The organism is Arthrobacter alpinus (assembly GCF_900105965.1).
GTDB classification, from domain to species: domain Bacteria; phylum Actinomycetota; class Actinomycetes; order Actinomycetales; family Micrococcaceae; genus Specibacter; species Specibacter alpinus.
The window spans coordinates 1390434-1405714 of the sequence record NZ_FNTV01000001.1 but is presented as its reverse complement, the minus strand read 5'-3'; the positions used below and the strand labels follow the sequence as shown (position 1 = coordinate 1405714).

The window sequence follows — 15281 nt, the reverse complement described above, 5'->3', positions numbered from 1 at the left end:
TGCCGCCTGGCCGCCTTTAGGTATTGGGGGTCCATTCGCCGTCGAGCGTGAACAGGGCACCCGGCCGAACTTCGATGGCGCCCCAGGCAAGAGCCGGCGCGGATTTTCCCCATTCGATGGCTGTGTCCAGATCCGGAACATCGATCACAACGATCCCACCCAGTCGGACAGGATCGTTGGCGAACGGCCCGGCCACGAGCACCGGCGTACCCTCGGCAAGGGTCAGGGTGGTGGTGTTCGACGACGGCTGAAGCACCTCCGCGCTCACAAGAACCCCGGCGTCTTGGAGGTCCTTGGCGTATTTACTGAAGGCACGTTGCCCCTCTGCCATGGCCTCCGGGCCCAGGGAAGCGGTGTCCATCTCCGGATAATGCAAAAGAAGTGTGTATCTCATGCTCCATTTTCCTTCCTCACGGGCGCTTCCGTCCATGCCCGCCTTGATTCGACGGCGGACCGATGCCCTTGACCCAGTTCCAACCCTTCACTTAGCGTGAAGGGACCACCAGCCGTCGAAGGGTAACTGAACTGTGCGCAAATTGGTCTACTTCATTTCGCTCTCACTGGACGGCTTCATTGCTGGCCCTGAAGATCAAGTTGATTTCTTTGCCGGATCAGATGACTACGTGCAATACATGGTCACCACTTACTCGGACCTGATGCCGCATCATGCACGTGTGCAACTTGGGATGTCAGATCAACCCCTGACTCGCTTCGACACGGTGGTCATGGGCCGGCGGACCTATGACCCTGCCCTCCAGATGGGAATTACGAGTCCCTACTCTCATCTTCAACAGGTGGTGTTTTCACGGACCCTCGCCTCGCCCGACCCGCAGGTGAACGTCACGGCAGCGGATCCGCGCGAGGTCATTCGGGGCCTCAAGAATGAAGACTCCCGCTTCGATATCTATCTCGCCGGCGGCGGGCAATTGGCGGCAGCACTGCTCCCTGACATTGATGAGCTCATTATCAAGCGATACCCCGTCATCATTGGTTCAGGGCTTCGGGCCTTCGATCACGAGTTCACACCCGCCCAATTCTCAATGCTTGACACGGCAACTTTTGATTCTGGCAACTCGATGACGCGATTTGCACCGCTGGCCCAGTAGTCAAGAACCAACAAACGCAGGGGAAAAATTGTGAAACTGGCATTGACGGAATTTGTGAGTCTCGACGGCGTTTCTCAAGGCCCAGGATCGCCCCAGGAAGATACCAGCGGCGGATTCACGCGGGGCGGTTGGTTGGTGCCCCACATGGACCAGAGTTTCATTGACCAAGCATCAAATTGGCTTGAACGGGCCGATGCGCTGCTGCTTGGACGACACACCTATGAAGCCTTCGCACGCGACTGGCCACAGATTGACGATCCCAATGATCCCTTTACCTCGCGCATGAACAGCTTGCCCAAATTCGTCGCCTCCGACTCGCTGACACACGGTTCATGGAATCCCACCACAGTCCTTTCCGGAGACGCTGCCAGTGCCATAGCGAAGCTCAAGGAATCACCCGGCCGAGAAATCCAGATCCATGGAAGCTCCATTCTGGCTCAGTCACTTTTTGCCGCAGGGCTGATCGATGAAGTCCGACTGGTGGTAGCACCCGTCGTGGTGGGCAGTGGCCGCCGCCTCTTCCCCGAAGGTGCCACGCCCACGGGCCTTCGCCTGATCTCCAGCCAAACCACGCCCGGCGGGCTGGCCCTCCAGAGCTACGAGGTCACCGGAACTGCAGACTACGCCACCTACACGGGCGTTTCAGGCGTCCCCACCCGCTAAAGTCCGACGACGAAACGTGCGTTGCCGGGAATTCCTATGCCAACGCTTGGACATGGGTCGGCATGCAAGACTTAGATCATGGATCTGGAGGTAACACCACAGCTGACCATTCCGGCGTCGGAGCTGGGATGGCGGTTCTCGCGATCTTCGGGACCGGGCGGTCAGCATGTTAATACCTCCGACAGCCGGGTTGAACTGTTCTGGAATCCGCTGGGTTCGGCCGTCCTGAGCGATGAGCAGCGGATCCTGCTCACAGAACGGTTGGGGCGCCGGATGGTGGCGGGGGTTCTTACCGTGGTGGCATCCGAGCAACGTTCCCAATTGCGCAACCGCGAGATTGCCCTCGCCAAGATGGCCGAAATCATCGCCACCGGGCTGGCTCCGGCAGGACCGGCGCGCCGTGCCACCAAACCCACCCGCGGCTCCAAACGGCGTCATCAAGCTGCCAAGTCGCAGCGCTCAACCACCAAGTCCCTGCGAAAGCGGCCCTTCGCCGATTGAACAGCTGACATGGCCTTCAGGCCAGAACGCTTCGAAACACGGCAGAGACGCTATCCGCGTTGGAGGTTTCAGGGCGGATAGCGCCTTTCGCATGTCGAAGCATGGGCCTGCCGGTCTCCACTTACATGTGCACGGCAGCCTCACTGCTTGTCACTGCGGTGTGTTCGCGACTGCGGTACATCAGGGCCGTCACCATGGCACCAACGACCAGAAGTGCGGCGCAGACAAGGTAGGCCTGCTGGTAGCCGCTAACGAGGGACTCAAGCTGCCCTTCGCCGGAGCCAACGGCGGTGATGGTGGCTCCGGCCACCAGGGTGTTCAGAACTGCCAGGCCAATGGAACCGCCAAGTTGCTGCGAGGCGTTCACGGCCGCAGATGCAGCGCCGGCGTGGTGCCGGTCAACGCCCAACGTGCCGACGCTCAGGGCCGATGAAATAATGGCACCCAGACCTACGGCCACGATGAACATGGGAACCGCTACATGCAGTGCGTAGCTGCTGTCCGCCTTGGCAAGCATGAGCAGAACCGAGCCGATCGCGGAGACCGACATTCCGGCTGGAACCAATACCTTGGCTCCGAGCTTGGACATGAGGACCGATGTTGAAAGCATTGCGGAGATCATGATGCCCAGGCACAGGGGCAACACAGCAAGGCCCGTTTGCAGAGGCGTGAAGCCCAGAACGATCTGCAGGTAGTAGACCAAATACAGGTTGACACCGAAGATGACAGCGCCGGCAACAAAGATGGCCAGCATGGAGGCGCCGCGATCGCGGTGCACCACGATGTGAAGCGGTAGCAGAGGTGACTTGCCCTTGCGTTGAATCATGACAAAGACCATCAGCAACACCACACCGGCAGCAAGGAATCCCCAGGTGCTGCTGCTTGAAAAGCCGTGTTCCTCGGCGTTGGTGAAGCCAAAGACCAGGGCGAAGAAGCCCAAGGTGGCGAACACAGCGCCCGGCACATCCAGTTTGACTCCACGCTCGCGCACGGTCGGAGCAATGGCAATGACGCCAACAATGAAGGCGACGGCGGCAAAGGCGATGTTCACGTAGAGGGTCCAGCGCCACGTCATGAATTCCGTGAGGACTCCGCCAAGCAACAGGCCTACGGCGCCCCCGGCACCAGCGAGGGCCCCATAGATGCCAAAGGCCTTTCCACGTTCGGCCGGATCGGTGAACGTGGTGGTGAGTAGCGACAAAGCTGCCGGTGCCAGTAAGGCTGCGAAGATGCCTTGAAGCACTCGGGCGGCGAGCAGCACGCCAAAGGTTGGTGCCGCGCCACCCAAGGCGGAGGCCACAGCAAAGCCAACCAGACCAATGAGGAAGATCTGCTTGCGCCCCATGAGATCGGCGATGCGGCCGCCCAGGAGAAGAAGGCCTCCAAAGGCCAGTGCGTAGGCCGTGATAACCCACGGGCGGAGCGTATCGGAAAACCCCAGGTCAATCTGGGCGCTGGGCAGTGCCACGTTCATGATGGTTGCATCCAACACCACCATGAGCTGGGACATGCCGATGGCAAGCATCGACCACCAGCGTAGGGCCTTCCATTTTGAATCCGGCGTGGAAGGTGGGACCTGGTTGACCGTTTTGAACTGGTTCGATTGCGTTGCAGTACTCATAAACCTTTGCCTCTTGTGACTGATGAAGCCATTCCACCGGAATAGCTATTCCACAAAGTCTACAACATACGGAACAACTATTCCGCTGAAGAAAATTAAGCGCTAGACTTGAGTTGACATCGATTACGCCCCCCTACCACCGGAAGCTTCGCCCGCATGCCGTTGACGCCATCATTGACGAACCACACGCCCGCCCGCCAGAGCGCCGACGAGGGCAACGCCGTCGTGCCTGCCCAGGCGCAAGCTGAACCTGACCTTGCCAGCGCACGTGATCGGCAGCTGCATCAGGCGGCCCACGAGCTATTTTCGAGCAAAGGACTTGGGGTCCCCCTGGCTGACGTGGCCAAGGCAGCAGGCATCGGTGTAGCCACCCTGTACCGCCGCTACCGCGACAAGGATGTCTTGATCCTGGACGTCTACCGTGAACACATGGCGTATGCCGAGAAACTATCCGTTGAGGCAAACGAGTATCCCGAAGCATGGGAAGGGCTCGTATACTTTTTGAGCCGGAGCACGGACCAGTTCATGGCCGATCGCGGTATGCGCGAATTGATTCTTGGCGGCTACGTTGGCGGTGTCGGCTGGGCCAGGGGCTCGTCCCACCGGGAACTGATTCAGGCCTTGGATACCCTGGAACGACGCGTAACGAAGCAACTCGAACAACTTGTTGACCGGGCCAAGGTCCAACACACGGTCCGGAGCGATTTTGAACCAACTGACGTCCTCTTGATGTCGGCCATGGCCAACGCAGCCGCGCCCGTCAAGGAGTCCGGCTGGCCCGTAACCGGCCAGCGTGCACTTCAGTTGCTAATCGAGGGCATCCGTCCGCCCAAATAGGCCATTGCTGCGACCACATGAGCCTGGACGCCCACGGTGAGAGTGGGATGTATGACCGGGGCAAAATACGGCGAATGGTTGGCCGGGATGTCTGCATCAACCGTTCCGTTCTTCACTGCCGCCTGGTATGCCTGCGGATCGCTGCCACCAAGGAACCAGTAACTGTAAGGTGCCCCAAAGGCGTCGGCAATGGCGCTGAAGTCCTCCGACGCGGTCTGCCGGTCTGCTTGCTGCACGGAAGCCTGACCAAAATGGGACGCAAAAGCGTCCGTGATTAGCTCCGTGACACTGGTGTCGTTGCTCGTCAGCGGGAACTGATCGTAAAACTCAAACTCCGGTTTCCTTGGCGACCCCGCGGCGGCGCATTCGCCCTCGACAATGCGCTTGATGGCAGCCAGGACGCGCGTGCGCACGGCGTCATCATAGTTGCGGATGTTCAGCAGCAAGGTGGCGCGGTCCGGGATGATGTTGGACTTGGTGCCTGCATTCAAGGCGCCCACCGTCACCACCGCGAACTCCCCCGGCCTGGTCTCGCGCGAAACAATCGTCTGCAGCTTCAGGACAATCGAGGCGGCCAGAACCACGGGGTCCACAGACATGTGTGGCATGGACCCATGTGAACCCTTTCCGTGAACTGTAATTTTCATCGAGTCCGCTGCGGACAGCACAGGCCCGGCCGCCGTGGCCAAGGTGCCAGCGGGCAGTGGCATAACGTGCTGGCCAAGGACGACGTCGGGCCTGGGCACCTTTCCGACGAGGCCGTCCCCGACCATGACGCGTGATCCCCCTCCGGCCTCCTCCGCAGGTTGAAAAACGGCAATAAAGGTCCCTGACCACGCATTTGGGCTCTCCGCCATGAGTCTTGCGGCACCGAGCAAAGCCGCCACGTGGACGTCATGGCCGCAGGCGTGCATGACGCCTTCAGTCTCGGAGGCATAGGGCAGTCCGGTGGCCTCCGTGACGGGGAGGGCATCCATGTCGGCGCGGGACATTACGGTTGGCCCAAGCCCATTGGCGAGCACGCCAACCACCCCGGTGCCGCCGATGTGCTGCACGGAGTATCCAAAGTTGGTGAGCTGCTCGCTTACCAGGGCGCTTGTCTGATGCTCCTGAAAGCTCAGTTCAGGATGACGGTGCAATTGCTTGTATGTCTCCGTGAGCCAGTCCATTGCGAGTGGGAGACCGGCGAGAGTTTCTCTTTCCGGAGTGGTGTTTGAGGGGTTCATGACATAACGCTTTCTCAAGGAGCCACGGCGCAGCTGTGGTTGGTCCGATTTGCAGTATCAGACTAGCCCAGGCCACCCGGTAGGTAGATCACTCATCATGGCATCTCCGGCGTTGGTGCACCGCAAACTGAGAAGGTTCACTCCCCTTCCGGTGGAACCGGCGGCGTGATGACGGACGGGTAATCGTGTTCCGTGGAATACTGCAGAAATGACAGGTGGGCCTCGTACCGGTCCAGAACATCGTTGATGACTTGTTGTTGAGTTAGCCCCATCAGGTCGTAGCCTTCTGACCCGGTTTGTGTGAACACTTCCAGTCGGAAGTAAACATCGATCTCGCGTTGCATGCTGCGGCTGCCAAACATTGGTACTGGTGCTTCTACCGCCGCGACCCGGTAGTGGAAGTGACGCTGGGCGTCCATGTTGACCACCAGCAGATGTTCGTGGATGCCGGTCGCGGGGTTCGGGAGGACCGTGAGAGTGGCGTCGTAGCCGAGCTGTTTGAACTCGCCGGCAACGTCCGCAAGCGCTGGCCCCACCACCTTTTCCACGAATTGGGCCACCGACTTATTGGACGGGTATGCCCGCAAGTGGGCCAAACGCTGCCGCCACGTCTTCTCGGGAGCAAGGCCGCCGGTGACGGCTGCCGAGCGCCTGCGCGTCACCTGACCCTCCCGGTCGGCACGCTCCATTCGCAGCACCTTGGAGAATGACGCCATGACCAGATAGGCAATGACAGTGACCGGCAGGGCGAAGATCAGGGTTGCGTATTCCATGGTGGCCACGCCGCCGGCCACCAGCATGGAAACCGTCAGCACTGCTGTAAGAAGCGCCCAGAAAATGCGCAGCCATTTTGCCCCGTCAACGGCCGGGTCAGGGATAGAGGAAGAGAAGTTGGACATCACCATGGCCCCAGAATTGGCGCTGGTCAGATAAAACAGCAGACCTGAGAGAGTTGCCAGGCCAATCAAGAAGGGGGCACCCGGGAACATCTCCAACAGCGCGTACCAGCCGTGTTCGGGGCTGTCGATGGCGAGCTTGGCAAACTCCGTGTTCCCATCCAAGACTTCGCGCAGCGCACTGTTGCCGAAGATGGAGACGATGAAGAAGTCACAGAGGACCGGCGCCGTGATGGCTGCAATGACAAATTCCCTCAGCGTCCTGCCTCGGGAGATGCGGGCCAGAAAGAGCCCCACAAAGGGACCCCAGGCCAACCAGAACGCCCAGAAGAACAGGGTCCAGCCAGCCATCCAATCGGCGCCGCCGGGCTCGTAGGCGAAGGTTTGCAGGGTTCGTTCGGGCAGAGTGAAGATGAAGCGACCAATGTTCTCCACCATGGCGTTGAGCAGAAATGAGGTGTTTCCGGTGATCAGGATGTACAAAATCATGGCTCCGGCTGACCACAGGTTGAGTTCGGATATGACACGGATTCCCTTATCCACCCCTGAGGTGCACGCTGCGATGGTCATGATGACGGCAACCACCACCAGCGCGATCTGCAGGGCCAGCCCTTCCTGCAAACCAAAAAGCCAGGCGAAACCGACGTTGAGGAGAACAACGCCAATGCCCATGGAGGTCGCCACGCCAAAAACGGTGCCGACCAACGTAAAAATGTCGATGGTATCGCCGATCGCCCCGCGGACGCGTTTGCCCAGCAATGGGTAAAGTGCGGCCCGGATGGAGAGCGGCATGCCCCACCGGTAGGAAAAGTAGCCCATGGCCATGCCAAGGAGTGCATAAACCGACCACCCGGCAATGCCGTAGTGGAACATTGTCCAGACCACGGCGTCCTTGGCTGCCTCAGCAGACTCGGGCGTTCCGGACGGCGGCGCAATGAATTGGGTAATTGGTCCGGTCACCGAGTAAAAGAGCATGTCGATGCCCACACCAGCTGCAAAAAGCATGGCTACCCAGGTGAAAAGATTATATTGGGGTCGCGAATGGTCCGGCCCCAGCCGAACCCTGCCCTCCTTGGAAAACGCCACCCACAGGACAAAGAGAACCACCAGGGTAATGGTGAGGACGTAGTACCAGCCAAGATTCGTCGCAATCCAGATCACCACGGCGTGCATGGTGGCCTTCGCCTCCACCGGCATGGCCATGGCCCAAATCGAGAACGCTAAGACAATGGCGGCGGAAATGATCAGCACCCGCCAATTGACCCGAGGACCGGGAGCGGTCCGCATTTCTGCCGGCCCCTTGATCAGCAACTCGGTGCTGGTCACGGGTGGACGCCTGTCCGACTCCTCGCGCGCTTTGCGGCGTCCGGTTACTCCGAAGCGGCTGCGCTCAACCATCTCGGCAGGTGGTTCGTTTCCAGGCTTGTGTTCATCGCCCACGTCGGCCAATGTGCTCCCTTTCCAGGACCCAGGTGGCCCAGAGGGCCGCGGACGGCATTGGCGCCGTGACCGGAGCGGCACGGCAGCACGCCTTCACAGAACCCAGACTAACCACATGTGCAGGGCGTGGGTAGAGACCGTGACGGTGCCGGAATGGGATGCACTGAAAGGTAGCCTTGAAGTAATCCGGGGCAAGCCCCACTCATCCATGGAAAGCGAAGACAATGCCCCACTTCGATCTGGTCATCATCGGTACAGGATCCGGCAACTCAATCCCGGGACCGGAGTTCGAGACCTGGAGTATCGCGATCATTGAGGATGGGTTGTTTGGCGGGACCTGCCTCAACGTGGGGTGTATCCCCACGAAAATGTTCGTCCACCCGGCCGAGTTGGCCGATGCCGGGCGGCATGGGGCCCCTCTGGGCATTGACGCCGAGCTGAAATCGGTGGATTGGCCGGGTATTCGGGACCGGATCTTTGCTCGAATTGACGCTATCGAAGCCGGTGGGCGGGCCTACCGAGAAGGCCCCGAGTGCCCCAACATAACCGTATTCTCCGGCCGTGGGCGCTTCACCGCAGCCAAGACCGTGCACGTTGACCTGCACGACGGCGGGACGGCCCAGGTGACGGCGGACCGATTTGTGCTGGCCGCAGGTTCGCACGCCGTTGTTCCCTCTGTGCCTGGTCTTGCCGCGGTCCCGGGTGAAGCGCCCGCCCCTGATGGGCGAGGGGATGGCGGAGCTCCCTTCCATACCTCGGACACCATCATGCGCTTGGCACACCTTCCAGCCAGCATGGTGATTCTGGGTGGCGGCTACATTGCGGCAGAGTTCGCCCACGTATTTTCCTCCTTCGGTGTGAAAGTGACACAAATAGCTCGCGGAAAACGTCTACTCAAGTCGCAGGACGCGGACGTTTCTGCCCAGTTCACGCAGGAGGCCGCGGCGCGCTACAACGTCCTGTTGGAGACAACCGTGAGCAACGCAGCCCGAGCCGGCGACGGCGTCGAACTTGTGGTGAATGGCCCCACCGGCCTCCGCACCCTGAGGGCGGATGTTCTCCTGGTTGCCACGGGACGCCGCCCCAACGGTGCCGGCCTTGAAGTGGAGAAGACGGGCGTGGAGCTTGATGGCCACGGACGAGTTGTGGTGGACAAGTTCCAGCGCACGCGTGTTGAGGGAATCTTTGCCCTCGGGGATGTTTCCTCCCACTACCAGCTCAAGCACGTCGCCAACCACGAAGCCAAGGTGGTCAAACACAACTTGGCCAAGCCGGAAGCACCGAAGAGCTCGGACCACCGGTTCGTTCCTGCCGCCGTCTTCACGGACCCGCAGATTGCCTCCGTGGGCATCACCGAAGATCACGCCATCAAGGCCGGCATTGCCCATGCCGTGAAGGTGCAAAAGTATGGTGACATTGCTGCCGGCTGGGCGCGGGAGGATTCGAGGCACTTCCTGAAGGTCCTGGCCGACCCTGCCACAGGGTTGTTGCTGGGAGCCCATGCTCTTGGTCCGGAGGCGGCCACCGTTATTCAACCGTTGATCCAGGCCATGCATTTTGGCCAAACCGCCCATGACGTGGCCAACAAGCAGTACTGGATCCATCCGGCACTGTCCGAGCTTGTGGAAAATGCGTTGCTCGGCCTGCCGGAGCCGACCAATCAGACCGAACCGACCGGAGCGGCGGGCGCCGAAGAGGTGTGACGGTACGAAAGTCAGGAAGGCCCCAGCACCGCGGGGGCCTTCCTGACTTTTGAATCCTTACGCCAGAACTTGGCGTTTGGAGGAGATGACGCCAGTGTCAAAGCCGGCCAGGTGCAGACCGCCGTGGAAACGGGCGTGCTCAATCTTGACGCAGCGGTCCATGACCACTTCAAGTCCTGCGGCCTCAGCCCGCGCTGCGACCTCTTCATGCCAGGAACCCAGCTGGAGCCACAACGTCTTGGCGCCCACGGCCAAGGTCTCCGCCAAAACACTTGGCAGATCGTCATGACGGCGGAATACATCCACCAGATCCGGGACTTCGGGCAAATCGGCGAGTGACTTGTACACGGGTTGGCCCAAGATCTCCGTGGCTACCGGGTTCACAAAATACACGCGGTATCGGCTGGAGGACAGCAAGTACGTTGCCACAAAATAGCTTGCGCGGGAGGGCTTGTCCGAGGCTCCAACAATGGCGATGGACTGGGTCCTTCGCAAGATCGCCAGCCGTTCCGGAGCCGAGGGACCTACCCAGATGCGTTCGGTGGTGCTCATGCGTTTGCTCCGATCGTGCAGGACGGGGCCGCATCGTCTTCTGTGGATTCCTGAGCAATGGTCAACGCCTGGTCAAGATCCCACAGGATATCGGCCAAGTCTTCGAGTCCCACGGAAATCCGAATCAAGTCCTCGGGGACGCCTGACGCATCGAGCTGATCGGCCGTGAGTTGCTGGTGCGTGGTGGACGCCGGGTGAAGCACCAAGGTTCGGGAGTCACCAATATTGGCCAGGTGGCTGGCCAACTGGAGGGCGTCGATGAAAGTCTTCCCGGCAGCACGGCCGCCGCTCACACCGAAAGCAAAAACGGAGCCGACACCCTTGGGCAGGTACCGCCGTCCGCGCTCAAAATCGGGGTGGCTGGGCAGTCCGGCGAACTTGACCCACGAGACTCGCTCGTCCGCTTCGAGCCAGGCTGCCACGGCGGCGGCGTTGCGCAGGTGCTCATCCATGCGCTGCGGCAAGGTCTCCACACCTTGCAAGAGCGTGAAAGCAGACTGGGCCGAGAGGGACGGACCAATGTCACGGAGTTGCTCGGACCGCAGCTTCGTCAAGAAGCCATACTCGCCAAAGTTTCCCCACCAGGACACATTGCCGTAAGAGGCCACCGGCTCGGTCATGGTGGGGAACTTACCGTTGCCCCAATTGAAACGCCCTGATTCCACCACAACACCACCGAGGGTTGTGCCGTGTCCGCCGAGGAATTTGGTGGCGGAGTGGATTACGATGTCGGCACCAAATTCGATGGGCCTGATGAGGTACGGCGTGCTCAAGGTGGCGTCAACCACCAGAGGAACGCCAGCCTCGTGGGCCACAGCAGCCAGCCCTTCCAGATCGGCAATGTCGCCCGAAGGGTTGGCCACGATCTCGGTGTACACGGCCTTCGTGTTGTCCTGGATTGCCGCGGCAAAATCGGCCGGATCGGTGGAATCGATGAAGGTGGTCTCCACCCCGAAGCGGCGCAGGGTTACATCCAGCTGGGTGATGGTTCCGCCATACAGTTTTGAGGAGGCAACTATATGGTCACCTGCCCCGCACAGTGCCGCGAAGGTGATGAACTCAGCTGCCATGCCCGACGATGTCGCAACAGCCCCGATGCCGCCCTCAAGCGAGGCGATGCGCTCCTCGAATGCGGCGACCGTGGGATTGCCGATCCGGGAGTAAATATTGCCGTACTTCTGCAGCGCAAACAGGTTGGCGGCGTCGTCGGTGCTCTTGAACACGAACGAGGTGGTCTGGTAGATCGGCACCGCACGGGCGCCATGTTCGGCGTCGGGCGTGCCACCTGCGTGCAAGGCGCGGGTCCGAAAGCCAAAGGAATGCTCGGTCATTAGATCGACACCTTTTCGAAGTTGGTTTCGGGCAACAGTGAGATGTCCAGTTCAGTTCCGTTCTTGCGGGCCAGATCCGCCTCAAGTTCGCGAACAATCGGCATGACGTCCTTGCCGAAGGTCGCTACCTCTTCCTGGAAGTGCAGGTAGCCGGTCAACAGCAAGTTCACACCGCGCTTCTTGTACTCCACGATCCGGGTTGCAACCTGCTCGGGGGTGCCGATCAACTGGGTCTTGAAGCCGTCGTTGTACTGTATGAGGTCCTCGAACGAGGAATCGGCCCACATGCCCTTGCCGTCCTTGGTGGATGCGCCGGCTTCCTTCACGGCAGCGGCGAAACCTTCGACGGCGGGACGGTGCGCCTTCGCGACGATTTCACGCAGCGTCTCACGTGCTTCCTTCTCGGAATCGCGGGCGATCACGAAGCCGTTGAGTCCAAAGCGCGGCTTGCGGCCGGATTCGGCAGCGGCGGCCAAGACGCCGTTGACGTTCTCGGTGTAGCCCTCCAGCGTGCGGCCGTTGGAGAAGTACCAGTCGGCAACTCGGCCAGCCGTGGCCTGGGCGGCTGTGGAGTTGCCGCCGAAGAAGATCTCGGGGTGGGCGCGGCCGGGCACATCCACGGGGGCCGGCTTAAGGGTGAACTCGTTGATGTTGTAGTACTTGCCTGCTTGCGAGAAGTCCTGCTCGGTCCACAGTCCGCGCAGGACTCGGATGAATTCCTCCGTGCGGACGTAGCGCTCGTCGTGTTCCAGCCAGTCAAGACCAAAGTTGACGAACTCATCCTTGAGCCAGCCGGAGACGATGTTGACGGCCGCGCGGCCGTTGGAAAGATGATCGGCTGTGATCATGAACTTGGCTAGAACACCGGGGTGCCACATGCCCGGGTGGACGGCCGCGATGACCTTCAGGCGTTCCGTTGCACCGAGCAGGGCCAGCGAGAAGCTCGTGGCCTCGTGCTGCTGATCAGCGCCGTAGGAGGCCGCGTAGCGGGTCTGGGTCAGGGCGTACTCGAAGCCGCTGTTCTCGGCAATCTGAGCCAATTTCTTGTTGTACTCAAAGCTCCAGTCGGTGCGCTGCTCAATGGTGCTGACCACCAGGCCGCCGGAAACATTCGGAACCCAGTAGGCAAACTTCAGCGGGGTGGCGAAGTCGGCAATATTCTCTGGCGTGCTGGTCATGAGTGATCCTTCTTTTTGTACTGGGTGACGGCCGCGACGATGCCGGCCATTGATTCTTCGTTTTGTAGCGAGGTGGTATCGCCCAGGGGCGAATCCTCAAACATTTGGGCCAAGAGCCTGCGCATGATCTTCCCGGAGCGGGTCTTGGGAACATCAGGAACCACCACGACGGCTGCTGGTTTGGCCACGGGGCCGATCTTGAGTGCCACGTGCGCACGCAATTCGGCTTCCAACGCGGTGGGTTCCGGCTCGCCGTGGACCACCACAAACGCGACGGCGGCATGCCCCGTCAGCGAATCGGCAACGGGAGTCACACCGGCCTCGATCACGCTCGGGTGGGACACCAGCGCGGATTCAATCTCGATCGTGGAAAGCCGGTGACCGGAAATATTGATGACGTCATCAATGCGACCCAGAATCCAGATGTGGCCGTCCGCATCGTAACGGGCGCCGTCGCCGGCCAGGAAGTAACCCTGTTCGGCAAACTTTCGCCAGTAGGAATCGAGGTAGCGCTGGGGGTTTCCCCAGACCGTGCGGGCCATGGCCGGACCTATTCCATCCACCACAATCAAGCCCTGCACATCGGGCTTAACTACAGTCCCGGCGTCGTCCACGATCCGCACGCTGACCCCGGGCATGGCATGGGAGGCGCATCCGGGCTTGAACGTGGTGTCGCCGGGTCGGGGCGAGAGGATCGTGGCACCGGTTTCCGACTGCCACCACGTATCAACCATGGGCAAGGTTCCCCCGCCGAGTTGGTCACGAAGCCAGCTCCAAGCTTGCGGATTGACGGCCTCGCCAACTGTTCCCAGGAGCCGAAGCGACGAGAGATCGTGGTGGGCGGGTACGCCGTCCGGGAACCAGCCCATGAGTGAGCGAACCAGGGTTGGTGCCGTGTAATAGCTTGTCACCCCGTAGCGCTCGATGATCTCGAAGTGGCGGCCCGGGTGCGGGGTGTTGGGGGTGCCCTCGAAGATCACCTGGCTGACGCCGTTGGAAAGCGGGCCATAGATCTCGTAGGTATGTGCCGTAACCCACGCCAGGTCAGCCGTGCACCAATGCACATCAGCATCGCGCAGCGTCGGATCAGGATTGCTGAACAGCAGCTCGTGGCTGGAGGAAGCCTGAGTCAGGTAACCGCCGGTTGTGTGGACAAGTCCCTTCGGCTGGCCCGTGGTTCCGGAGGTGTACATGATAAACAGCGGAGTCTCGGCGTCGAAGTACTCTGCAGTGTGCTCGGTACTTGCACCGCCGACGGCGTCGTGCCACCAGATGTCACGACCTTCGGTCCAGTCGATCTCTGAACCAGTACGGCGGACCACCAAAACGTGCTCAATCGAGTTCTCTCCGGACACAGCCACATCCGCATTGGCCTTGACCGGCACGGCTTTGCCCCGGCGAAACTGGCCGTCGGTGGTCACTAGGAGTTTGGCGCCCGTATCCTCGACACGGAACTGCAAAGCCTCGGCAGAGAAGCCGCCAAAGACTAATGAGTGAATGGCTCCAATGCGGGCCACGGCCAGCGTGATGATGATGGTTTCGGCAATGACGGGCAAATAGATGACCACGCGGTCGCCCTTGCCAATCCCCAAGGCAAGAAGCGCGTTTGCCGCCCGGCAGACCTCATCCTGCAATTCCCGATACGTAATGGCCCGGCGGTCCCCCGGTTCGCCCTCGCAGAACAGTGCAACTTTTTCACCGCGCCCGGCCGTGACATGACGGTCAACGCAGTTAACTGCGGCATTGATTTTTCCGCCGGCGAACCATTCGATCGCGGGGACGCGAAGTTCGCTACTGGCGGGATCAAAAGCCGGCACGAATGTGTGATCCGTGTGCCAGGGCTGTGCCCAATCAAGCCGGTGGGCTTGATCGACCCAGAAGTTCACGCGGGCGGAATCATCCGCCGACCGGTGGTCGGCAGTTGATCGCGGTGCGGCTGAATCGGGGGCAAGGGTGGTGCTACTCATGAAAACTCCATCAATCCTGGCGGTCGCACCCTAGTGCATGAGCGGGAGCGAGGGGCCTCCGCCAACAACTGGATACCGCGGCCTCAGTGCTCCAGGTCTCTTGGCCGCTAGAAATATTTCTTCATAACTAGACCTCATAACCTCATCCACCACCAAATTTTATGGTCACAAATGGTCACTATCCGGAACAAATGCTGTAGGAGGCCACACTTCGTAACCGGAAATCGTCCATTAGTTCGGGCAGTGGTAATTTTTCATTC

Annotated in this window: 13 protein-coding genes; 5 read left to right on the top strand and 8 right to left on the bottom strand. The window is 60.6% G+C overall.

Going from position 1 to position 15281, the window contains the following annotated elements:
• Window positions 1-16 precede the first annotated feature (16 nt).
• Complete coding sequence (locus BLV41_RS06595; RefSeq protein WP_074711086.1) at window positions 17-394, bottom strand: YciI family protein; 378 nt, start codon at window positions 392-394, stop codon at window positions 17-19.
• A 133-nt stretch (window positions 395-527) separates the two neighbouring features.
• Between BLV41_RS06595 and BLV41_RS06590 the strand changes: the two genes are divergently transcribed.
• From BLV41_RS06590 to arfB, 3 genes are all read left to right on the top strand, one after another.
• A complete protein-coding gene (locus BLV41_RS06590; RefSeq protein ID WP_074711085.1) occupies window positions 528-1106 on the top strand; it encodes a dihydrofolate reductase family protein in 579 nt (192 codons plus the stop codon).
• 30 nt (window positions 1107-1136) lie between these two features.
• Window positions 1137-1769, top strand: coding sequence for a dihydrofolate reductase family protein (locus BLV41_RS06585; RefSeq protein WP_074711084.1), 633 nt, complete (start codon window positions 1137-1139; stop codon window positions 1767-1769).
• A 78-nt stretch (window positions 1770-1847) separates the two neighbouring features.
• The gene (gene arfB / locus BLV41_RS06580; protein ID WP_074711083.1) at window positions 1848-2270 is read left to right on the top strand and encodes an alternative ribosome rescue aminoacyl-tRNA hydrolase ArfB; all 423 of its coding nucleotides are present in this window, start codon (window positions 1848-1850) and stop codon (window positions 2268-2270) included.
• Between the two features lie 121 nt (window positions 2271-2391).
• Here arfB and BLV41_RS06575 read toward each other — a convergent pair whose 3' ends face one another.
• Window positions 2392-3891, bottom strand: coding sequence for an MFS transporter (locus BLV41_RS06575; RefSeq protein ID WP_074711082.1), 1500 nt, complete (start codon window positions 3889-3891; stop codon window positions 2392-2394).
• A 156-nt stretch (window positions 3892-4047) separates the two neighbouring features.
• Here BLV41_RS06575 and BLV41_RS06570 point away from each other — a divergent pair, with 156 nt between their 5' ends.
• Window positions 4048-4728, top strand: a complete 681-nt coding sequence (locus BLV41_RS06570) for a TetR/AcrR family transcriptional regulator (RefSeq protein WP_074711081.1) — start codon at window positions 4048-4050, stop codon at window positions 4726-4728.
• Here the strand turns inward: BLV41_RS06570 and BLV41_RS06565 are convergent.
• Both BLV41_RS06565 and betT read right to left on the bottom strand, forming a co-directional pair.
• Window positions 4692-5954, bottom strand: a complete 1263-nt coding sequence (locus BLV41_RS06565; RefSeq protein WP_074711080.1) for an amidohydrolase — start codon at window positions 5952-5954, stop codon at window positions 4692-4694. The genes BLV41_RS06570 and BLV41_RS06565 overlap by 37 nt on opposite strands.
• 137 nt (window positions 5955-6091) lie before the next feature.
• A complete protein-coding gene (gene betT, locus BLV41_RS06560; protein ID WP_074713150.1) occupies window positions 6092-8248 on the bottom strand; it encodes a choline BCCT transporter BetT in 2157 nt (718 codons plus the stop codon).
• Window positions 8249-8514: 266 nt separating this feature from the next.
• Here betT and BLV41_RS06555 point away from each other — a divergent pair, with 266 nt between their 5' ends.
• Complete coding sequence (locus BLV41_RS06555) at window positions 8515-9993, top strand: mycothione reductase (protein WP_074711079.1); 1479 nt, start codon at window positions 8515-8517, stop codon at window positions 9991-9993.
• Between the two features lie 57 nt (window positions 9994-10050).
• On the opposite strand, the gene BLV41_RS06550 is transcribed toward BLV41_RS06555, so the two are convergent.
• Genes BLV41_RS06550 through acs form a run of 4 tightly spaced genes read right to left on the bottom strand, consistent with a single transcriptional unit; the run spans window position 10051 to window position 15021 of the window.
• Window positions 10051-10545 carry a CoA-binding protein gene (locus BLV41_RS06550; protein ID WP_074711078.1) on the bottom strand — a complete coding sequence of 165 codons (495 nt, stop codon included), beginning with the start codon at window positions 10543-10545 and terminating at the stop codon, window positions 10051-10053.
• The gene (locus tag BLV41_RS06545; RefSeq protein WP_074711077.1) at window positions 10542-11876 is read right to left on the bottom strand and encodes an O-acetylhomoserine aminocarboxypropyltransferase/cysteine synthase family protein; all 1335 of its coding nucleotides are present in this window, start codon (window positions 11874-11876) and stop codon (window positions 10542-10544) included. The genes BLV41_RS06550 and BLV41_RS06545 overlap by 4 nt, the downstream gene beginning before the upstream one ends.
• Window positions 11876-13054 carry a dimethylsulfone monooxygenase SfnG gene (sfnG, locus tag BLV41_RS06540; RefSeq protein WP_074711076.1) on the bottom strand — a complete coding sequence of 393 codons (1179 nt, stop codon included), beginning with the start codon at window positions 13052-13054 and terminating at the stop codon, window positions 11876-11878. The genes BLV41_RS06545 and sfnG overlap by 1 nt, the downstream gene beginning before the upstream one ends.
• Window positions 13051-15021, bottom strand: a complete 1971-nt coding sequence (gene acs, locus BLV41_RS06535; protein WP_074711075.1) for an acetate--CoA ligase — start codon at window positions 15019-15021, stop codon at window positions 13051-13053. Before acs ends, sfnG begins: the two co-directional genes overlap by 4 nt.
• Window positions 15022-15281 lie beyond the last annotated feature (260 nt).